The sequence below is a fragment of the endosymbiont 'TC1' of Trimyema compressum genome (assembly GCF_001584725.1).
Lineage (GTDB): Bacteria > Bacillota > TC1 > TC1 > TC1 > TC1.
Map to the genome: position 1 here is coordinate 652,286 of NZ_CP014606.1, position 18,685 is coordinate 670,970.

An 18,685-nucleotide genomic window follows, 5' to 3' on the forward strand; every position below is an offset into this window, starting at 1 on the left:
GTTTATCTTTGAGCCATTAATATTTCAATTTCCTCTTCATTTATACCAATAATTGCTTCACCTAAATTTCTTGCGCTACATACAAATGGGGATTTAAAGTTTGTTTTGTCAATGTGAAAAGTATCATCTGCAGGTGATAGTACTTCACTTTCATCAATATAGTCTATTTTAAGAGACTCTAGTATTTGCGCTTCTATAAAATAAAATGACCAATTCGGACTTTGGCCATGACAGGAATAGAAACTGTTTTTTGGATTCCTTTTATCATTTTAGGATCACTCATTCTAAAAACCCCGCCAGCAACTCTAATGTCGGCAGGAATTCTTTCTAGTGCCATGACAGAGTAAGCGCCGGCCTGTTCAGCAATCTTACCTTGATCAGGTGTTGTTATTTTAACTGGTTGGCTAAATCTTCAGTTAGATAGATTTGTTTTTTTAATTGAATTACCTCTTTTCATTTTAAGTTTTTATCTATTAATAGCATAATTAATTAAAAATTGGATGCCTTTGTAGTCCTAGAATTTATTTATTGATTAGGAACCAGATTTGAAATAATCCCTTGAATCATAGGATATGAAAAAGGCTATTGTTGTGCTATAATTTAATAAATTGGATGTATTATTGATACCAGTTTTGCTAAAATTGATGATATCAGATTGGAGAGGATTATGATTTCTTTTACCATTTTTTTAGACAATAATATTAAAAAACCTCTTTATGAGCAACTATATGATTATATAAAAAATGAAATAGTGTCAGAACAAATAAAACCAAAGAGTAAATTGCCTTCTAAAAGAAAATTGGCGAACCATTTACAAGTTAGTCTTAATACAGTTCAAGGCGCTTATGATCAGTTGTTAAGTGAGGGTTATATCTATGCCCTTCCTAAAAAAGGTTATTATGTTTCTGATTTAGAAGAATTACTTCATTTGAATTCTGTTGAAAGGATAAAAGAAGAAATACCTGAAAAAGATCTAGAAACAACCTATAATTTTTCATATGAAGGAGTAGATTTTAGTAACTTTCCTTTTAAAGTTTGGAAAAAATTAAGTTGTGAAGTTATTGATAAGGACGATAAGGATTTAGTTATTCAGGGAAGCCCTCAAGGCTATCCTAAGCTCAAGGCGATCAATTGCAGAATATTTACATCATTCTCGAGGGGTTTTCTGTAATGCTGAACAAATTATTGTTAGTTCTGGAACGGAATTTCTTTTTCAATTACTAATTCAACTTTTAGGTAAAAACAATGTATTTGCGTTAGAAAATCCTGGCTACGAAAAATTTAATTTAATATTTGACAGTAATGAGGTAGCTTATGTTCCTACAGCCGTAGATGATGAAGGGATGGTCTTAGAGGCTTTAATTAAAAACGGTGGCAATATAGCTTGTGTTACGCCTTCTCATCAATTTCCTACTGGGGTATTTATCCTATTAAGAGACGTATTCAATTGCTGAATTGGGCACAGGAATCGGTTAATCGTTATATTATTGAAGATGATTATGATAGTGAATTTAAATTTAGTGGTAAACCAATACCAGCCTTACAAGGGTTAGATAGAGGTGGTAAAGTTATATATAGGCTCTTTTTCCAAGTCAATATCTCCTAGCTTACGGATTAGCTATATGGTTTTACCAGAACATTTATTAAAATTATATTTAGAGAAGCTTTCTTTTTATATTTGCCCTGTCCCTATTATCCAGCAAAAAGTTTTACAGAGTTTTATTGAAGAAGGTTATTTTGAAAAACATTTAAATAGAATGCGTAATGTCTATAAGAAGAAAAGAGCATTGTTTCTAAGTGAAATAAAAAGTAACCTTAAGGCAGTTGAAGTTTTAGGAGCTAATGCAGGCCTCCATTTATTGTTGAAAGTTAATAATGGTATGAGTGAAAAGGAACTTGTCAAAAGGGCTGGAGATAAAGGTATAAAAGTCTATAGTTTATTGAACTATTATTTGCGTAAACCTGAGATAACTGTACCTCAAGTTGTTTTAGGTTATGGTGCTATGACAGAGGAAATAATTATTGAGGCAACAAAGCTGTTGAAAGAAGGGTGGTTTTCATAAAATAATTGGGGGAAATTAAGTTTAAAGGAATAAATAGTAGTTATTTTGCCTTAAATACTTTCCTAAAGGTGGAAATTTTGGTAGAATTAACAGTAAGTGTGAAAAGGAATTACAGGTGAAAACCTGTCTTCTTTTTTAGTGACTGAAATGATTGAATAGATGTAATAAATTGGCAGCAAAACTTTTTCTTTAACTGCTTTCAATCAGATAAAAGAAAATGAAGGAGGATTATGATGCATAATATAAAGATTACTGATACAACCTTTAGAGATGCACATCAAAGCCTTTGGGCTACAAGGATGCATACTGAAGATATGTTGCCAATTGCAGAAGCTTTGGATAATGTTGGCTATCATGCATTAGAAGTGTGGGGTGGAGCAACATTTGATGTGTGTCTACGGTTCTTAGGGGAAGATCCATGGGAGCGATTACGAACCCTTAAAAAGCATATTAAAAAGACACCATTACAAATGTTGCTAAGAGGTCAATCATTGGTTGGCTATCAGCACTATCCTGATGATGTTGTAGAAGCTTTTATTACAAGAGCTGTTCAAAACGGTATTGATATTATTCGTATTTTTGATGCTTTAAATGATATTAGAAATATGGAAGTGGCGATTAGAGTAGCAAAAAGAGAAGGTGCTCATATTCAAGGGTCTGTTGTTTATACAATTAGTCCAGTGCATACACTAGAGAGCTATTTAGAAAAGGCATTAGAATTAGAAGTATTAGGCGTTGATTCTCTATGCATTAAGGATATGGCTGGTCTTTTAACTCCTTATAAAGCATACGAAATGGTGAAGCTGTTTAAGGAGCATTTAAGAATGCCTGTTGAGCTTCATAATCATTATATTGGTGGTTTAGCAGTTGCTACTTGTATGAAAGCAGCTGAGGCAGGTGTAGATGTTGTAGATACTGCAAGTGGACCTCTTGCTTTTGGTGCATCACAACCTCCTGTAGAAACCCTAGTAAGAGCATTTCAGGATACTCCTTATGAAACAGGATTAGATTTATCTCAGCTATTTGAAATTGACCAGTACCTAGAAGGATTAAGAGTAAAGCTAGGCCATGAAAGAGGGGTCACACGTATTAGTGATATGCGCGTATTCCAACATCAAGTACCTGGTGGCATGATTTCTAACTTAGTCAGTCAATTGAAAGAGCAAAAAGCTGGTAATAGATTAGATGAAGTATTAGATGAGATTCCTAAAGTAAGGGCAGAGTTTGGTTACCCACCATTAGTAACACCAACTAGTCAAATTGTTGGCACACAAGCAGTTCTCAATGTCTTAACCGGGGAACGCTATAAATTAGTGCCTGGTGAAGTAAAGGCCTATATGAAAGGTTTATATGGTCAACCAGCAGGTCAGGTTTCAGAAGAAATTCGTAAAAAAATTATTGGTGATGAAAAACCAATTGAATGCCGTCCAGCAAATTTATTAGAGCCTGGAATGGAAAAAGCGAGAGAAGATATTTCTTATTTAACTGATGATATTGATGATATAATTTCATATGCGCTTTTCCCACAAGTTGCTAAAAAGTTTTTAGAAGCACGTGAAAAAGGCATTGTTATCAGAGAATCAAATTTAGATGATGTTCGAAAAGCAAAGAAAGATCGTGCTGAGAATATTCAGAAAATGAATGTTAGTAAGGATGTGGATAGTATGAATGTAAATGAAATTAAAGCTTTAATCAGCGAAGTAAGCAACTCGGATATTGCTGAGTTAAATGTTAAAACAGATGGTGTTGAATTAAGCATTAAAAGAGATAACTCAACTTATAGCATACCAAGGCAAACAAGCAAACAAAGTCGTATTATTGAAGAGATTGTTGAAACTATTTCAGAAGTCGAAAATGAAGTAGATGGCGTAGCTGTAAAGTCGCCGATGGTTGGTACATTCTATAAATCACCATCTCCTGATGCTCCTTCTTATGTTGAAGTTGGTACAAAGGTAGAAGTTGGACAAACTCTTTGTATTGTTGAAGCTATGAAATTAATGAATGAAATTCAAGCAGAGGTTGCTGGTACTGTAGCGAAAGTTCTTTTAGAGGATGCTACACCTGTAGAGTATGGACAGGACTTATTTATTATTGTAGAGGATGAATAAGAATGCTTAAAAAAATATTAATTGCAAATCGTGGTGAAATTGCACTGCGTATAATAAGAACCTGTAAAGAAATGGGCATACAAACTGTGGCGGTTTATTCTGAAGGAGATATAACTAGTCAACATGTGATGCAAGCAGATGAGGCAATTTGTATTGGTCCAGCTCCTTCAGTAAAAAGTTATTTAAATGTTTCCAATATTATTGCAGCGGCTAAAATCACAGGAGCAGAAGCAATTCATCCTGGTTATGGCTTTTTAGCTGAAAATGCAGATTTTGCGAGAACTTGTGCCAATGAAGATATTATTTTTATTGGTCCATCTCCAGATGCTATTGAGAGGATGGGCGATAAGGCGAATGCTAGAGATGCTATGGTAGCTGCAGGTGTTCCTGTTGTGCCAGGGACTGATGGCATTGTAAATGATTGTAAAAAAGCATTAAAGGAAGCTGAAAGAATTGGCTATCCAATTATGATTAAAGCTTCAGCTGGTGGTGGTGGTAAAGGTATGAGAGTAGCAAATTCTAAAGAAGAATTTGAAAATGCTTTTACAATGGCTCAAAATGAAGCTAAGGCGGCTTTTGGCAATCCGGATATTTATCTAGAAAGATGTATTATTGAACCTCGTCATATTGAAATGCAAATTGTTGCTGATAACTATGGCGAAGTTGTTTATTTAGGCGAAAGAGATTGCTCTTTACAGAGAAGACATCAGAAAGTCTTAGAAGAAGCGCCATCAGTTGCTGTCACTCAAAAAATGAGAGAAGCTATGGGGGATGTTGCTGTAAAAGCAGCTAAAGCAGTTAATTATCATAGTGTTGGTACTATTGAGTTTCTTTTGGATAAGTCAGGTGAATTCTATTTTATGGAAATGAATACTAGAATTCAAGTGGAACATCCTGTAACTGAAATGGTAACTCAAATTGATTTAATGAAAGAGCAAATAAGAATTGCTGCTGGAGAAAAATTAGGTTATAAACAAAAAGACGTGTGTATTAAAGGCTATTCAATTGAATGTCGTATTAATGCAGAGGATTCAGATAATAATTTTTGTCCTTCTCCAGGTACCATAACAGCATATCATGTACCAGGTGGCTTTGGCGTGAGAATGGATAGCGCTGTTTATGAGGGCTATTCTATTCCCCCATTTTATGACTCAATGATTGGAAAACTAATTGTTTGGGGACAAACTCGTGAAGAGGCAATTGAACGTATGAAACGAGCATTAGGAGAGTTTGTAATAGAAGGGGTTAAAACAACAAAACCATTTCATTTAAAAGTATTGGATAATGCTTACTTTAGAAAAGGTGATGTTGATACAAGTTTTATGACAACTAGAATGAAATAGTTAAAACCCTTCCTGCTTAATCAGGAAGGGTTTTTTAAAAGAGGTGTTATTAATGTATTGTGTTAGTAAAATGTTTTTAGAAACAATTTTAAAAGAAGATGTTCCTTATTTAGATTTAACTACAGAGCTTTTAGGTATTGGGAATGCTATGGGAGAAATATCATTTGCAGCTAGACATAATATGATTTTAGCTGGTTCAGAAGAAGTTACTCACATGGGTGAACTTTTAGACCTTGAAACCGTTTGTGCCAAACCTTCAGGAACAAAAATTGAAAAAGGTAGCAATTTCCTTACTTTGAATGGGCAGGTATCCCAGATTCACAGTCTTTGGAAAGCAGCCTTAAATATTTTGGAATACGCTTCAGGAATTGCAACGTATAGTCGAGGATTACTAGATAAGGGACAACAATATAATAAAGATTTTTTTGTTGTTTCAACGAGAAAACACTTTCCTAATATAAAAGAGCTGGCTCTTAAAGGGGTTCTTTCAGGAGGGGTTTATCCCCATCGATTAGGCTTATCAGAAACAATACTGGTCTTTGATCATCATAGAATATTTTTGGAAGGATCTTTGGAAGAGAAGCTTTATTCTGTAAGAAAGATGGCTCCAGAAAAAAACTAATTATTGAGGCAGGTACTAAAGAAGAGGCTTTAGAATTTTCTAAAATGTCAATAGATGGTTTACAATTAGATAAAATACCTATTGAGGATTTAAAAGAACTAGTTCACTCAATTAAAGAACACAATAATGATTTATTGCTAATTGCCACAGGAGGTATAAATATTGAAAACATTGGCTTATATGCTCAAACTGGTGTCCATGGTGTAGCTACGTCAGCTATGTATTTTGGTAAACCCAGTGATATTAAAGTGGATATTAAGCCCCTCTAATTAAAATATATAGTTTGTACTCTATATTTGTTATTTTCCTATAATATGATAAGATTAATTGTAATGATTAATCTTATCATATTATATTGTGCTAGGGGTGTAAAATGATATTTTGTAAAATTAATAGTGGAGAATATATTCATCAGTTTCAGGAATTAACTGAAACTAATAGTTATTTAATTATAGTAAATAAGGAAGAATCTCAAAGCGTTTTAGAAAAGTTGAATATCCAAATTACAGCAGATAATTCTTTTAAAGACTCATCTGAAGATATTATTTTCGAAAGTAAAAAATATTAAGATGAAATTAGCTTTTTTTATATTAGATTTCATAAGGAGGATTTTGTTTTCGAGAAAATTAGTATCATTTATAGTAAATACTTTTTATTGTTAATTGTTGAAGATAAGGAAGAACTCCATAATAAGCTATTGTCATGTCTGGATTTTAATAATATTAAAAGCCAAAATGACAGCAATGTATTAAGCTATGTTTACTATAAAATATTCAGTCAAATTTTAAGCGATATGTTTGATTCACTTGTTCAATTTGAAGAGTTCCTAGTTAAAATTGAATTGTCTTTGATTGAGAATATTGAAAGTTACAGTTTTGAAAAAATTGTGACTTTAAAGAGTAAATCATTTCAAGTTAAAAAGTATTTAAGGCTTCTTTTATATGTAGGTGATCAACTTTTAGTTAATGAAAATGAGTTAATTCCTCAAGATGATTTAAAATATGTTAGAAATATTGATTTGAATATTAATCGTCTATATGAGTCTTCTGAATCAATTCATGAAATGTGTGAGCATTTAATGGGTTTGTATGATTCAACAATTTCTTCGAAAACCAATAATTTAATTAATAAATTAACGATATTCACTGTTTTTGCAACACCATTAACAGTTATATCGGGTATTTATGGTATGAATTTTATTGATATGCCGGAATTACAACATGAATACGGCTATTTTATAGTTTTAGGTATTATGCTTACTGTTTCACTGATTATCTTTTTTGTCTTAAAGAAGATTAAATTGCTATAAGAGTGTATCTTAGTCAGTTTCGTGTAAGGGATATTGTAAAGGAGATACATCTGTGTCATACAAAGAAATTCAATGTAAAAATGCTTTAAATAATGTTTCAGGACGTCTCCCTTATAAATGGGATTTAAATATTTTTTATAGAGGCTGTGTTCATCAATGTCAATATTGTTTTGCCCTATACTCTCATCAGTATTTAGAAGTTAATACAGGTGACTTTTTCAAGGATATTTTTGTTAAAACAAATATTGTTGATAAATTAGAGGAAAAGTTAAGTTCTCCGAGCTGGAAAAGAGAAGTTGTTAACATAGGCGGTGTTACAGATAGCTATCAAAAAGCAGAGGCTAATTATAAATTAATGCCTGATATTTTAAAGCTTTTTATTAAATATAAAACACCTATCATTATATCTTTAAAATCTGATTTAATATTAAGAGATTATGATTTAATCGATGAGCTTTCACAAATTACATATGTAAACATTGCAGCAACAATCACAACTACAGACGAAGGCGTTAGACAAAAGCTTGAACCAGGTGGTGTTTCTTCAGCTAGACGTTTTGAGATGTTAAGAACATTTAGAAAGACCAATGCCTCAATTGGTTTGCATATGATGCCTATTGTACCTTACTTAACAGATGTATATGAAAGTGTAGATAATTTATTTTTCCCTGCAAAAGATATTAATACCCATTACATATTACCAAGCGTTCTCTATTTAAGGGGACCAACACGAAAAAGTTTTTTAGTTTTATTGCAAAAGAATATCCTTTTTATTATACTATTTTTAAAGAACTTTATAAAAAGGGTGGCTTGGATAAAAACTATAAGGACCGCTTATATGTTATGATAAATTTTCTGTTAAAGAAATACGGTCTCTCAACTTCCTTTAGTAAAGTTATTTCAGAAAAAATGAGTTTAAGTGAAGCGGAAAGTAAACAATTGTCATTGTTTTAAATACAAGGGATTATGAAACTATACATTACTTATTGATTAAAACTAATAATAGATTCCTAGAAGTGGGGAAAGTAAATGCTAATTAAATTTAAAAAGTTTATTCATTATTTTTTATATATTCTTTTGACAAATGTTATTTTTGGGTTTATTTATTACTTTGCGTTTATATGGCTAGCTCAATATTCACTATTACTTGCCTATATAGGTTCTCTAACACTTATTATTATTGGAATATTATTAGACAAACACTCACTTTCGTTTGCATATAGAGTATATCGCTTTTTCATGGTTGCTGGCTCAATATTAGATAAATATTATAAAAAATTTTTATCTCTGAAGAACACGGATAACTTAAATGAAAAAAACTCAGAAACATAATCATCGAGTAATTTTATGGATAATGGATAGTTATGTTTCTTTTAAGACAGTTTTATTTATATTTTATTTTTTAATATTAATTATTTCACAAGTTATCAATATTTTTCCTTCGATTGCTGGAGAAACTCTTACAAATTTTATTTTAGCAAATAATTCAGGATTGGTATTAGTAGTTGTATATGACCGAATTCTTAATCAATTTTCAAAAGATAGGCAAGCAATGAAAGAGAGATCGGAAAAAACAAAGAATTATTTACAGGATAATGATTTTTTACCCATTGTTAATCTCCTTTAATTAAAATGTCAGCAGTGATAAAAAGTATCCCATTAAGCCTGTCATCATCAGAACACCTACAATAACTAAAAGGATACCAGATAAAGTAGTAATTATTTTATAGTTTCTTTTAATAAAATCAAAAGTGCTTTTTAATTTTTGAATTAGAAGGGCACTTATAATAAAAGGTATTCCTAATCCTAAAGAATAGGCCAGAAGCATTAATATTCCTTGGATAATAGAACCTTGTTGGCTGGCTAATAAAAGGGCGGAACCTGAAAAAGCACCAACACAGGGAGTCCAACCTATTGAGAAAACAAGTCCAAATAACATACTTTTAAAAAATCCAGTTTGTTTTAGGCCATGGTTCTTTGCAAAAGTTTTATTAAGAATTTTAATTTTTAATAAGCCTAAGTAGTTTAAACCAAATAGGACAACAATTAAGCCTGTGGTTATATTAACAATTACTGTATATTCTTTAAGTAGTCTTCCTATGGTTCCTGCAAAAGCACCTAGTAATATAAAGATTAATGTGAATCCCGCCACAAAACCCAATGCATTTATTAATGTGTTTTTAGTAGATTTTTTTCTTTATCTCCAGCAAAATAGGAAACATAGACAGGAAGCATTGGTAGTAGGCACGGTGATATAAAAGTAATAATGCCTTCAAGAAATAGTAGTAAATATGTCAAAAAGCTCACCTCTTTTTTACTTCATTATACTTATTTTACTAAAAAAACGCGCAAGACGCTACCATAGATTATAAAGCATGAATATGTTACTATTTATAATATATAAATAAAGAAAGGAAAATATTATGGAAAGTTCAGTAAAAGAAAAAAATGCTTGGGACCTTTTTAAAAATTGTGAATATGGCGTAGTTGCAGTAATTGACCAGGACGCTCGTCCATATAGTATTCCTATTTCACCTGTTGTTTTGGATAACAATATTTACTTTCATACTTCAAATAAAGGGAAGTTAAAATAAATTTTTGAATTAAAACCATTTGTTTCAATTAATTGCATTGGTAAAACAAGATTAGTACCTGAAAAATTTACGACTGCCTATGAATCTGCTATTGCTTTCGGCGTAGGTGAAGTTTTAAAAGATGATAATGAAAAACTAAAAGTTTTAGAATAAATTTGTATAAAATATGCTAGTAGCAATCTCGATAATTTAGATAGTGCTATTGAAAAATCATATAATCGTACAGCTATCATGAGAATAACTGTAGAGAAAATATAGATTAAAGTAAGGCGTTATTGATAGTGCTTGACTCATCCCTAGGAGGAGATTTTATAATGAGAACAACTATTATTATTAAGGAGTGATGATTTTGTATAGAACAGGTATGTTTTCTAAAATGAACAGAGTAACTATAAAGGCACTGAGATATTACGATGAAATTGGATTATTAAAGCCTGCTTATATTGATGAGATGACTGGTTATCGCTATTATACTTCAGAACAACTGCCTATTATCCACAAAATTATGGCATTAAGACAAATGGGTTGTACTATAGATGAAATTATAAAAATACAAAAGGATGAAGACTTGCATAAAATTCTTTTACAGAAAAAACAATTTTACTAAAGACTATAGATGATACTATTGGTCAACTATCACAGGTTGTTCATTATCTAGATAAAAAAGGAGATGCTAAGATGGCCTATACTATTCTTATTAAATCTTAAATCACTGCCTGAAATTGAAATTATTGTAGCTTATAGGAGATTGGTTATCCCATATCATCAGATATTATTTGATTCAATGACTGAAATGGATCAAGAGTTAGATAGAATAGGTTGTATATTTTCTGATCCTAATTATTGTTTTAATATTTACCATGATGGGGAGTATAAAGAGGAGAATATTGATGTTGAAATTTGCGAGACAGTAATAGAAGCTAAAGAAGGGAACAAATTACTGAATTTTAAAGTTTTGCCAGCAATAGATGAAGCAGTTTGTGTACTTCACAAAGGTCCTTACACTTCTTTAGGTGAAGCTTATGGCGCTGCATTTGAGAATGGATTGAGAATAATGGCTATACCTTAAAAGATAATCCTAGGGAATCCTACATCGATGGGATTTGGAATAAAGCCAATGAGGAGAATTGGCTAACTGAGATTCAGTGTCCAGTTGCAAAAAGATATAGTTTTAAAAAATCACTATTATTAATAGTGATTTTATTTTAATTATATGCTAGAATGTATTAAACAGTGTTCAATTGTTTAATATAAAGGGAGTTTGAGATGCTAAAAGATAAACAGTTTAAGTAGCATGAAATCGTTAAACAGAAAATTCTTAGTACTGCAAAGAAAATAATGGAAGAAAAGGGACTAGAAAAAGTTTCTATTAGGTAGGGTTATTACTAACAGAATGGGCTATTCACCAGGCATTATTTATCACTACTTTAATAATAAAGATGAAATTATTGAAGCAATTTTATTTGAGAGTTATGAAAAATATTAAAGACAATTACTATTAATGAGACTGCTTTGTTACCGGATCAAAAAATAAAAGTAGCTTTTAAAAGGTATGTTATAGGTGCATTAGAGTGGTCTGATATATATAAAGTAATAATGACAAGCAGTAAACAAAATGTGTTAAAAGTAACAGGTGTTTTATCTAAATCATTCAGTTATCAAAGCAAAGGATTGGGGATTTTAAAGGAGACTATAAACGAAGGTATGGAGTCAAAATTTTTAGAAAAGGAAATACTTTATTAGTAGCGCAATGCATTTGGTCTTCAGTTTTTGGTTTGGTTATGAAAATGATAATATAAAAAGATTATCTTATTGATGAAAAGGAAGTATTTATAGACTGCCAATTATAAATATTAATAAGGGGGATTAGTAATTGAAAACATTGATTTTATTTAGTAGCAAACATGGTGTAGCAAAATTAATAGCTGAAAAAATAGGTGATAGTATAGGTAATGTTACTATTATGAATGTAAAGACTAGTAATCCGAACTTAAATGAATATGATACTATTATCATGGGAAGCAGTATTTATGCAGGCTCTATAGGCAAGGAAATGAAAAATTTTCTAACTGTAAACGAAGCGTTATTACTAACAAAAAGAATTGGTTTATTTCTATCAGGTCTTGCTGGTGAAGCTGTCAGCAAGTATTTTGACAATAATTTTCCACAGGACTTAATAATACATTCAATAATGAATTCTTTTATGGGTGGTTCTTTTGATCCATCAAAAGCTAACTTTATAGAGCGCTTAATAATTAAGGCAGTCGTTGGAAAAAAGAAATGCCTAGTATTTCTGAAGAGGCAATTGAAACTTTTTCAAAAGCAATGATGGAATAATAGATATAATAAACAATGAAAAGGATATTTTAATGAGTAAAAAATATGAATTTGAGGCAATTATAAAAAAGGTGACAGATATTAATGGTGCTTATGTAGAGTTCCATTTGATGTTAAAGTAGTATTTGGTAAGGGTAGAGTTCCTGTAAATGCTACATTTGATGGAGAGCCTTATAAAGGCAGTATTGTAAAAATGGGATTGCCTTCTTATATTATTGGCATTAGAAAAGATATTAGGAAAAAAATAGGCAAAGAACCTGGTTATTTAATTATTGTTACAATTGAAGAACGATAAGCTTATTAGCAATGAATTTGATTCACTTTATGATTGTTAAAAGGAGTCTCTTAGAAAAAACTAAGAGACTCCTTAATTTTTTGTTAGCTCCTTTACATCAGTAAGTATTCGTGTTAATATTTGATAAAGAGACTCAATATCAACAAGCGGAGGTGGAAATATGTCTACAGCATACAATAAAAGAAAAACTAAACAAAAAATTACCATAGATAAATGGCTTGAGAATAATAAAGAGCAATATTTTACTGCTGAAGAACTATTTTTTTTACTAATGAAAGGCGATACACCAGTTGGCCGTGCAACTGTTTATCGCTATTTAAATACTCTTGAAGAAGAGGGTGTTCTGAGACGCTATACATTAAAGGGAGAGTTATCTTGTTGTTATCAATACATAGGAGATGAAAAGAATTATAAAGAGCATTATCATTTGCTCTGTGATAATTGTGGAAGAATTATTCATTTTAGCAGCGAGGAACTGGAAGTAGCTTTTAAATCATTAGAAGAAAATGGTTTAAGCTTTGATCAACAAAGAACTGTATTTTATGGTAAATGTAAGGTTTGTACTAGTGATGAAGGATAGGGTGAAGGAATGAAAAAGATTATTATAAGTGTTTTAATAGGCTTAGTTTTAGCATTAGGAGTAGTGGGTTGCAGTGGGGACAGTGCTGAGGATAAAAGTAAGTTATCTGTTGTAGCGACTCTCTTTCCTCAATATGATTTTGACAAAGCAATTGGTGGGGATAAAGCTGAGGTAACACTATTGCTTTCTCCAGGAGTTGAAAGCCATTCTTATAAACCAACTCCAGGGGATATCTTAAAAATAAACAAAAGCGATTTGTTTATTTATACAGGAGCGTATATGGAGCCTTGGGCCCATCGGATAATTGAAGGTAACAAGGGGAAGAGTATTGTTGTTGATGCTTCGAAGGGAATTCCTTTAGAAGTAAGCTATGAGGAAGTTGGTCATGAAGACCATAGTCATGACAATCATAGTTTTGATCCTCATATTTGGCTGGATTTAACCCTTGCTGCTAAAATGGTGGATAATATAGTCGATGGTTTTATTGAAAGAGATTCTGAAAATGAAGCTTATTATAGAAGTAATGGAGAAGCTTATAAAAAAGAATTGTCTGCCTTAGATCAGGAATTTAAAAGTGCTGTAGAGGAAGGAACTAAAGACACACTTGTTTTTGGCGGGCGATTTGCCTATCAGTATTTTTTAGATCATTATGGCTTAAATTATGTAACTGCTTATGATTCTTGTTCTAGTGAAGGTGAGCCCAGTGTTAAGACAATAAGTGAGATTATTAAATATATTAATGATAATAAGATTAATGTAATCTATTATGAAGAGTTTGTTGATCCTAAAATTGCTAATTCCATTGCAGCTGAAACGGGTGTAAAACCACTTCTCTTTACAACAGCCCATAATGTGACTAAAGATCAATTTAACTCAGGTATCTCTTTTATGGAATTAATGAGAGAAAATTTAGCAAATGTAAAAGAAGGTTTAAAATAGATGACAGTTTTGAAATTAAGTAATATTACAATGAAATATGGTCAGTATAAGGCTGTTGATGATGTTAGTTTTAAACTTGAAAAAGGTGATTTTACATGTTTAATAGGTCCTAATGGCTCTGGTAAAAGCACATTAATAAAAGGCATTATGGGTCTTTTACCCTATGAAGGAACTATGGATTTCAGTGTTAAAAAGGAAGCAATTGCCTATGCGCCTCAACAAAGTACAGCTGTTTCAGATTTTCCTGCTACAGTTAAAGAAATCGTTTTAACTGGTACTATGAAAATAGGGGATTTAAATCCTTTTTATTCAAAAGAGCAAAAGGTAAGATGTGAAGAGGCCCTGGGGGTGTTTGGCATTGAAAATTTAGCTAATAAGCGGACTGGAGAACTGTCAGGTGGCCAGCAGCAGAGAGTGCTGCTAGCAAGGGGCTATAGCCGTAATCCTCTTTTGTTTATTTTAGATGAACCCGATGCTGCTTTAGACACGGAAATGGGAAATAATCTTTATAATATATTAGGCAATCTCAATCAACAAAAAGGGATTACATTATTAATGATTTCTCATGAATTTCAGAAGGCTCAAAGTGTTTGTAATAATGTAATTGTTATTAATAAAAAGCTATTGTATAGTGGTACTGTCAAGGATTACATAAAAGAGGAGGTGTGTAATGTCTTTTGAAACCCTTTTTGAGTTATTTACCTATCCTTTTGTGTACAGAGCTTTAGTTGTAGGTGTTTTAGTTTCTATTTGTGCTGCATCATTAGGTGTGATTCTTGTATTAAAGCGGTATTCATTAATAGGCCACGGATTGGCAGATGTTGGATTTGCAGCTTTGGCTATTGCTGTTGTTCTTGGTTGGTCACCAATGGCTATTTCTATGCCTATTGTAATATTAGCTTCCTTTCTGATAATGGGCATTAGTCAAAATAAAAAAGTCAATGGGGATATTGCTATTGGAATGATTGCTACTGGCGCTTTATCAGTAGGGGTTATTGTTACGGCTCTAGGCAGTGGATTTAATGTTGATGTTTATAATTATATGTTTGGCAGTATATTGGCTATGAACGATGGTGATGTTATTTTAAGTCTAGTTTTGTCAGTTGTAGTTATCAGTTTATTTATTATCTTCTATAAACCATTATTTATGATTACCTATGATGAGGAGTATGGCAAGGCATTAGGTATTCCTGTTATTCAATATCAATTTCTATTGTCTTTTTTAACAGGTTTAACTGTTGTTATTGGGATGCGTATGATGGGGACACTGCTCATATCCAGTTTGATAATTTTTCCAGCAATTATTGCCAAAAAACTAGTTAAAAGTTTTAGAATGTTAATTGTAGTTTCTGGTATTCTTTCTGTTTTTGCTTTTGTCATTGGAATGATTTTTTCTTTTATTTTAGATTTGCCGACAGGAGCCTGTATCGTATTTGTAAATATTATTCTTTTAATATTATCGACTGTTTTTAAAAAGTTAATTAAAGAATGAACTTAAAGAAGCATTTCACTATGTTGATATGCTTCTTAATAATGTTATTGAGAACCTCGACACTAGAGATAGATACTGCTAAAATGAGAGTATCTATATTATGGAGGTAAACCATGAGTAAAACTAGATGTAAATGGGCTAAAGACCCATTAGAAATAGAAAACCATGATTAACGTTTGGGGACGAGCAATTTATGATGACAGAGCTTTATTTTGAAAGGCTAGTACTAGAAGGTATGCAAGCAGGACTAAGTTGGCTGACCATACTGAAAAGAAAAGAAGGCATGACTGTAGCATTTGATAATTTTAATCCTGAGATTATAGCGGTATTATATAGTCAAGAAAAAATTGTGGAACTTTTAAAAGATGAACGTATTATTAGAAATAAGTTAAAGGTAAATGGGCTGGTTCTCAATGCTCGAAGTTATTTAAAAATACAGCATGAATTAGGTTCTTTTAGTGACTATATTTGGTCATTTGTAGGGCATCAACCTATATATAATCAGTTCCGGTCTTTAGAAGATGTTCCAGGAGAAACTGCTATATCAAAAGTCATGAGCAAAGATTTAAAAAAGAGAGGTTTTGAATTTGTAGGACCAACAATTTGTTATGCATTCATACAATTTGTAGGTATGGTTAATGATCATACTATAGATTGTTTTTGATATGAGGCAGTTAAAAATGGCTAGAGCGGCTAATAGAGAAGATGGTTTAGTAATTAGTAAAGTGCTATATAAATCATGGCTTCTTACTTATCAAAATGTTTTTAGAAAAGCATTTTTTGAAGCACTTAAGGAAAACCGTTGGGTTCCCTTTTTAAATACTATGTTTGAAAATAAAATGGGAACTATTTTAGTTGTTGAAGATAAGGAGACCATAATTGGCGCTTCCATATTTGGTAATAGTAGAGATGGAATTTAGGACCATGGCGAAGTCTATTCATTTTATATTAATCCTAAATTTTGGCAGACAATTAATGGAAAGTACTTTTAATTGTCTTCAAGAAAAGTATGATGTAGTAGATGTTTGGGTATTAAAGGAAAATAAGAGAGCTATAGATTTTTACGAAGCACAGGATTTATTAAAAGCGGAAAAGAAAAAAATATAGTTGAGGATGATACGCTATTACCCCAACTATTATTAAACTATAAATTAGAGGAGGCTTAATAAATGTTTCAGAGAAATGACTATATTATAAGGCAAATCAACATTCTATCTCAATTTTTAACACATGTTTTGTTTAGAGAAAAAGAACAGGAAATTGAAATTCCTAAAGAGTAGCTTATAGCTTAAATTGCCTTTAAGGAAAAATTGAAAGAGATGATTAACTCAGGTGAAATAAATGAAGCAGAAAATATTTTATTTGATAAAATTTACAGAATTTCAAGTGAGAGTAATTTAAAGGCAGCTTTATTTTTCTATACAGAGCTTTTGAAATTACCACCTGAGTATTTAAAGAAGTGTAACTATACAATAGAAGAAATAGAAGAAGGTTTTAGAGGCTGTGAGGGAACGGTATGGCGTAATTGATGATATTTAGCAATTTAGAAAAGAGGTGCAATCTATGGACCAAATTAAAGATGTGGCAACAAATCTAAAAAACTATTTTAAAAGTGGCAAAACTATTCCTTATTCTTTTAGAATAGAGGCTTTAAAGAAACTTAAAAAAGCTCTTGAAAAGTCATATTTGAAGCATTAGAAAAAGATTTAAGTAAAACAGCTTTTGAGCCCTATATAAGTGAAATACTTTTAGTAATTGAAGAAATTGATTATAGTATAAAACATTTAAAAAATGGATGAATTCTAAGAGGGTAAGGGGTGTTAATGAATTTTCCTTCAAAAGGGAAAATATATTCTGAACCTTATGGTACTGTTTCAATAATTGCGCCATGGAATTATCCTGTTCAGTTAACATTATTGCCACTTGTTGGAGCGATAGCAAGTGGTAATACAGTACTGATTAAACCAAGTGAACTTTCTCTTTATACTTCTGAAGTATTAAAAACCATTATTGAGGATACGTTTGATAGAGGTTTTGTAGATGTAGTTTTAGGTGATGCTATAGTAGCAGCTAAAGTTTTAGAAGAGCGTTTTGACATGATATTCTTTACAGGTAGTACTCAGGTAGGGGAAATTGTAATGGCTTCAGCTGCGAAGAATTTAACGCCTGTCATTTTAGAGTTAGGGGGAAAAAATCTTCTTGTATTGTAGATGAAACAACTAACATCTCTTTAGCTGCAAAAAGAATTGTTTGGGGTAAGTTAATTAATTCTGGACAAATTTGCATTGCTCCTGACTATTTACTAGTGAATAAAAATATTAAAAATGAGTTGATTGAATCCCTAAAAAATGGATTAAATTTTTTTATTATGAAGGTGAACTAATTAGTGCTGAATATCCTTCTATAATTAATGAAAGTCATTTTAATCGGCTCCTAAAATTAATGGAAGATGGAACTATTATTTTTGGTGGTCAAAGTAATTTCAATAAAAGAATTATTGAGCCTACATTATTAGAAGACGTCCCTTTAGATTAAACGCTTATGAAAGAAGAAATATTTGGCCTATTACCTATTATATTTACAGATACATTAGAAGAAGCTATAGCCTTTATTAATTAAAGAGAAAAACCGCGTTGGCTTTGTATTGTTTTACTGAAGTCCCTGAGAACGGGCAAAAACTACTCTCTGAGACGTCATCTGGAGGTGCTTGTATCAATTTTTGATACCATTATGCATATTTCCGCTAATAGATTACCTTTTAGTGGCGTTGGAGCAAGTGGCATGGGGAGTTACCATGGGAAAAAGAGTTTTGAAGCATTTTCTCACTATAAAAGTGTTTTATTTAAATCAATAAAAATCGATTTAAATTTAAAATATCCACCAGCAGCTAATAAGCTAAAGGCTGTTAAGAAGTTGCTAAGAAAAAATAGACTATTAGCTTATTATTTCAAAGAAGATGCTGAAAAAGGGTATAGCTGAATGCTATACCCTTCTTATATTACT

25 protein-coding genes and 6 pseudogenes are annotated in these 18,685 nt (G+C 31.5%); 29 read left to right on the forward strand and 2 right to left on the reverse strand.

The genetic code is table 11. The features are described from left to right. Window positions 1-35 precede the first annotated feature (35 nt). Window positions 36-391 (reverse strand): annotated as a pseudogene (locus AZF37_RS04145) (beta/alpha barrel domain-containing protein); the annotation flags it as partial. Window positions 392-667: 276 nt separating this feature from the next. Here AZF37_RS04145 and AZF37_RS11520 point away from each other — a divergent pair. The 10 genes and pseudogenes from AZF37_RS11520 to AZF37_RS04195 all read left to right on the forward strand — a co-directional run bounded on the left by AZF37_RS11520 (window position 668) and on the right by AZF37_RS04195 (window position 9,072). Then, window positions 668-1,171 carry a GntR family transcriptional regulator gene (locus tag AZF37_RS11520; protein ID WP_245612043.1) on the forward strand — a complete coding sequence of 168 codons (504 nt, stop codon included), beginning with the start codon at window positions 668-670 and terminating at the stop codon, window positions 1,169-1,171. 213 nt (window positions 1,172-1,384) lie between these two features. Further along, entirely contained in the window at window positions 1,385-1,606 is a 222-nt protein-coding gene (locus AZF37_RS11525; protein ID WP_245612044.1) for a hypothetical protein, read from the forward strand. A 16-nt stretch (window positions 1,607-1,622) separates the two neighbouring features. Then, complete coding sequence (locus AZF37_RS11530; protein WP_245612045.1) at window positions 1,623-2,063, forward strand: aminotransferase-like domain-containing protein; 441 nt, start codon at window positions 1,623-1,625, stop codon at window positions 2,061-2,063. 230 nt (window positions 2,064-2,293) lie between these two features. Continuing rightward, window positions 2,294-4,171 (forward strand): acetyl-CoA carboxylase biotin carboxyl carrier protein, encoded by a 1,878-nt coding sequence (gene accB, locus AZF37_RS04155; RefSeq protein WP_088369698.1) that lies wholly within the window; start codon window positions 2,294-2,296, stop codon window positions 4,169-4,171. Window positions 4,172-4,173: 2 nt separating this feature from the next. Further along, window positions 4,174-5,514, forward strand: coding sequence for an acetyl-CoA carboxylase biotin carboxylase subunit (gene accC, locus AZF37_RS04160; protein WP_088369699.1), 1,341 nt, complete (start codon window positions 4,174-4,176; stop codon window positions 5,512-5,514). 70 nt (window positions 5,515-5,584) lie between these two features. Next, window positions 5,585-6,405: pseudogene (modD, locus tag AZF37_RS11535) on the forward strand (ModD protein). A 104-nt stretch (window positions 6,406-6,509) separates the two neighbouring features. Continuing rightward, window positions 6,510-6,704 (forward strand): hypothetical protein, encoded by a 195-nt coding sequence (locus tag AZF37_RS04175; RefSeq protein ID WP_088369702.1) that lies wholly within the window; start codon window positions 6,510-6,512, stop codon window positions 6,702-6,704. Window positions 6,705-6,725: 21 nt separating this feature from the next. Continuing rightward, the gene (locus tag AZF37_RS04180) at window positions 6,726-7,445 is read left to right on the forward strand and encodes a CorA family divalent cation transporter (protein WP_281178947.1); all 720 of its coding nucleotides are present in this window, start codon (window positions 6,726-6,728) and stop codon (window positions 7,443-7,445) included. 52 nt (window positions 7,446-7,497) lie between these two features. Further along, window positions 7,498-8,399, forward strand: a pseudogene (locus AZF37_RS04185) (radical SAM protein). 355 nt (window positions 8,400-8,754) lie between these two features. Beyond that, the gene (locus tag AZF37_RS04195; protein WP_088369705.1) at window positions 8,755-9,072 is read left to right on the forward strand and encodes a hypothetical protein; all 318 of its coding nucleotides are present in this window, start codon (window positions 8,755-8,757) and stop codon (window positions 9,070-9,072) included. On the opposite strand, the pseudogene AZF37_RS04200 reads toward AZF37_RS04195, so the two are convergent. Further along, window positions 9,073-9,743, reverse strand: a pseudogene (locus AZF37_RS04200) (cytochrome c biogenesis CcdA family protein). It lies immediately after the preceding gene. A 125-nt stretch (window positions 9,744-9,868) separates the two neighbouring features. On the opposite strand from AZF37_RS04200, the gene AZF37_RS04205 reads away from it, so the two are divergent. The 19 genes and pseudogenes from AZF37_RS04205 to AZF37_RS12715 all read left to right on the forward strand — a co-directional run bounded on the left by AZF37_RS04205 (window position 9,869) and on the right by AZF37_RS12715 (window position 18,661). After that, entirely contained in the window at window positions 9,869-10,039 is a 171-nt protein-coding gene (locus AZF37_RS04205) for a pyridoxamine 5'-phosphate oxidase family protein (RefSeq protein ID WP_088369706.1), read from the forward strand. 343 nt (window positions 10,040-10,382) lie between these two features. Beyond that, the gene (locus tag AZF37_RS11540) at window positions 10,383-10,646 is read left to right on the forward strand and encodes a MerR family transcriptional regulator (protein WP_245612047.1); all 264 of its coding nucleotides are present in this window, start codon (window positions 10,383-10,385) and stop codon (window positions 10,644-10,646) included. A 63-nt stretch (window positions 10,647-10,709) separates the two neighbouring features. Next, complete coding sequence (locus AZF37_RS11545) at window positions 10,710-11,108, forward strand: GyrI-like domain-containing protein (protein ID WP_245612048.1); 399 nt, start codon at window positions 10,710-10,712, stop codon at window positions 11,106-11,108. Window positions 11,109-11,432: 324 nt separating this feature from the next. After that, on the forward strand, window positions 11,433-11,525 hold the full coding sequence (locus AZF37_RS04215; RefSeq protein WP_088369707.1) for a TetR family transcriptional regulator: 93 nt from the start codon (window positions 11,433-11,435) through the stop codon (window positions 11,523-11,525). Between the two features lie 26 nt (window positions 11,526-11,551). Beyond that, entirely contained in the window at window positions 11,552-11,782 is a 231-nt protein-coding gene (locus tag AZF37_RS04220) for a hypothetical protein (protein ID WP_088369708.1), read from the forward strand. Between the two features lie 130 nt (window positions 11,783-11,912). Further along, on the forward strand, window positions 11,913-12,368 hold the full coding sequence (locus AZF37_RS04225; RefSeq protein ID WP_088369709.1) for a flavodoxin domain-containing protein: 456 nt from the start codon (window positions 11,913-11,915) through the stop codon (window positions 12,366-12,368). 40 nt (window positions 12,369-12,408) lie between these two features. Next, a pseudogene (locus tag AZF37_RS04230) lies at window positions 12,409-12,671 on the forward strand (DUF1905 domain-containing protein). Between the two features lie 160 nt (window positions 12,672-12,831). Next, on the forward strand, window positions 12,832-13,251 hold the full coding sequence (locus tag AZF37_RS04235; protein WP_088369710.1) for a Fur family transcriptional regulator: 420 nt from the start codon (window positions 12,832-12,834) through the stop codon (window positions 13,249-13,251). Between the two features lie 9 nt (window positions 13,252-13,260). Further along, window positions 13,261-14,190 carry a metal ABC transporter substrate-binding protein gene (locus AZF37_RS04240; protein WP_088369711.1) on the forward strand — a complete coding sequence of 310 codons (930 nt, stop codon included), beginning with the start codon at window positions 13,261-13,263 and terminating at the stop codon, window positions 14,188-14,190. After that, window positions 14,191-14,871 carry a metal ABC transporter ATP-binding protein gene (locus AZF37_RS04245; protein WP_088369712.1) on the forward strand — a complete coding sequence of 227 codons (681 nt, stop codon included), beginning with the start codon at window positions 14,191-14,193 and terminating at the stop codon, window positions 14,869-14,871. After that, window positions 14,861-15,682, forward strand: coding sequence for a metal ABC transporter permease (locus AZF37_RS04250; protein WP_088369713.1), 822 nt, complete (start codon window positions 14,861-14,863; stop codon window positions 15,680-15,682). The genes AZF37_RS04245 and AZF37_RS04250 overlap by 11 nt, the downstream gene beginning before the upstream one ends. 113 nt (window positions 15,683-15,795) lie before the next feature. Continuing rightward, window positions 15,796-16,346, forward strand: a pseudogene (locus AZF37_RS04255) (DNA-3-methyladenine glycosylase I). Window position 16,347: 1 nt separating this feature from the next. Next, window positions 16,348-16,602 (forward strand): hypothetical protein, encoded by a 255-nt coding sequence (locus AZF37_RS04260; RefSeq protein WP_162473884.1) that lies wholly within the window; start codon window positions 16,348-16,350, stop codon window positions 16,600-16,602. After that, window positions 16,592-16,789, forward strand: coding sequence for an N-acetyltransferase (locus AZF37_RS10965; protein ID WP_088369715.1), 198 nt, complete (start codon window positions 16,592-16,594; stop codon window positions 16,787-16,789). Before AZF37_RS04260 ends, AZF37_RS10965 begins: the two co-directional genes overlap by 11 nt. A gap of 203 nt (window positions 16,790-16,992) precedes the next feature. Continuing rightward, the gene (locus AZF37_RS04270; RefSeq protein ID WP_281178912.1) at window positions 16,993-17,211 is read left to right on the forward strand and encodes a DUF6483 family protein; all 219 of its coding nucleotides are present in this window, start codon (window positions 16,993-16,995) and stop codon (window positions 17,209-17,211) included. 34 nt (window positions 17,212-17,245) lie between these two features. After that, window positions 17,246-17,380: a hypothetical protein gene (locus AZF37_RS12700; protein WP_342668691.1), complete on the forward strand. Its 135-nt coding sequence runs from the start codon at window positions 17,246-17,248 to the stop codon at window positions 17,378-17,380. A gap of 125 nt (window positions 17,381-17,505) precedes the next feature. Then, complete coding sequence (locus tag AZF37_RS12705; RefSeq protein ID WP_342668706.1) at window positions 17,506-17,892, forward strand: aldehyde dehydrogenase family protein; 387 nt, start codon at window positions 17,506-17,508, stop codon at window positions 17,890-17,892. Between the two features lie 35 nt (window positions 17,893-17,927). After that, complete coding sequence (locus tag AZF37_RS12710; RefSeq protein ID WP_342668707.1) at window positions 17,928-18,065, forward strand: aldehyde dehydrogenase family protein; 138 nt, start codon at window positions 17,928-17,930, stop codon at window positions 18,063-18,065. Window positions 18,066-18,385: 320 nt separating this feature from the next. Further along, the gene (locus tag AZF37_RS12715) at window positions 18,386-18,661 is read left to right on the forward strand and encodes a hypothetical protein (RefSeq protein WP_342668692.1); all 276 of its coding nucleotides are present in this window, start codon (window positions 18,386-18,388) and stop codon (window positions 18,659-18,661) included. Window positions 18,662-18,685 lie beyond the last annotated feature (24 nt).

What these genes read in the sequence shown, in the direction of transcription:
- AZF37_RS11520 (WP_245612043.1), top strand. Translation starts at nt 668, where the DNA reads ATGATTTCTTTTACCATTTTTTTAGACAATAATATTAAAAAACCTCTT.
- AZF37_RS11530 (WP_245612045.1), top strand. Translation starts at nt 1,623, where the DNA reads ATGGTTTTACCAGAACATTTATTAAAATTATATTTAGAGAAGCTTTCT.
- accB (WP_088369698.1), top strand. Translation starts at nt 2,294, where the DNA reads ATGATGCATAATATAAAGATTACTGATACAACCTTTAGAGATGCACAT.
- accC (WP_088369699.1), top strand. Translation starts at nt 4,174, where the DNA reads ATGCTTAAAAAAATATTAATTGCAAATCGTGGTGAAATTGCACTGCGT.
- AZF37_RS04175 (WP_088369702.1), top strand. Translation starts at nt 6,510, where the DNA reads ATGATATTTTGTAAAATTAATAGTGGAGAATATATTCATCAGTTTCAG.
- AZF37_RS04195 (WP_088369705.1), top strand. Translation starts at nt 8,755, where the DNA reads ATGAAAAAAACTCAGAAACATAATCATCGAGTAATTTTATGGATAATG.
- AZF37_RS04205 (WP_088369706.1), top strand. Translation starts at nt 9,869, where the DNA reads ATGGAAAGTTCAGTAAAAGAAAAAAATGCTTGGGACCTTTTTAAAAAT.
- AZF37_RS11540 (WP_245612047.1), top strand. Translation starts at nt 10,383, where the DNA reads ATGATTTTGTATAGAACAGGTATGTTTTCTAAAATGAACAGAGTAACT.
- AZF37_RS11545 (WP_245612048.1), top strand. Translation starts at nt 10,710, where the DNA reads ATGCTAAGATGGCCTATACTATTCTTATTAAATCTTAAATCACTGCCT.
- AZF37_RS04215 (WP_088369707.1), top strand. Translation starts at nt 11,433, where the DNA reads ATGGGCTATTCACCAGGCATTATTTATCACTACTTTAATAATAAAGAT.
- AZF37_RS04235 (WP_088369710.1), top strand. Translation starts at nt 12,832, where the DNA reads ATGTCTACAGCATACAATAAAAGAAAAACTAAACAAAAAATTACCATA.
- AZF37_RS04240 (WP_088369711.1), top strand. Translation starts at nt 13,261, where the DNA reads ATGAAAAAGATTATTATAAGTGTTTTAATAGGCTTAGTTTTAGCATTA.
- AZF37_RS04245 (WP_088369712.1), top strand. Translation starts at nt 14,191, where the DNA reads ATGACAGTTTTGAAATTAAGTAATATTACAATGAAATATGGTCAGTAT.
- AZF37_RS04250 (WP_088369713.1), top strand. Translation starts at nt 14,861, where the DNA reads ATGTCTTTTGAAACCCTTTTTGAGTTATTTACCTATCCTTTTGTGTAC.
- AZF37_RS04260 (WP_162473884.1), top strand. Translation starts at nt 16,348, where the DNA reads ATGAGGCAGTTAAAAATGGCTAGAGCGGCTAATAGAGAAGATGGTTTA.
- AZF37_RS10965 (WP_088369715.1), top strand. Translation starts at nt 16,592, where the DNA reads ATGGAATTTAGGACCATGGCGAAGTCTATTCATTTTATATTAATCCTA.
- AZF37_RS12700 (WP_342668691.1), top strand. Translation starts at nt 17,246, where the DNA reads ATGGACCAAATTAAAGATGTGGCAACAAATCTAAAAAACTATTTTAAA.
- AZF37_RS12705 (WP_342668706.1), top strand. Translation starts at nt 17,506, where the DNA reads ATGAATTTTCCTTCAAAAGGGAAAATATATTCTGAACCTTATGGTACT.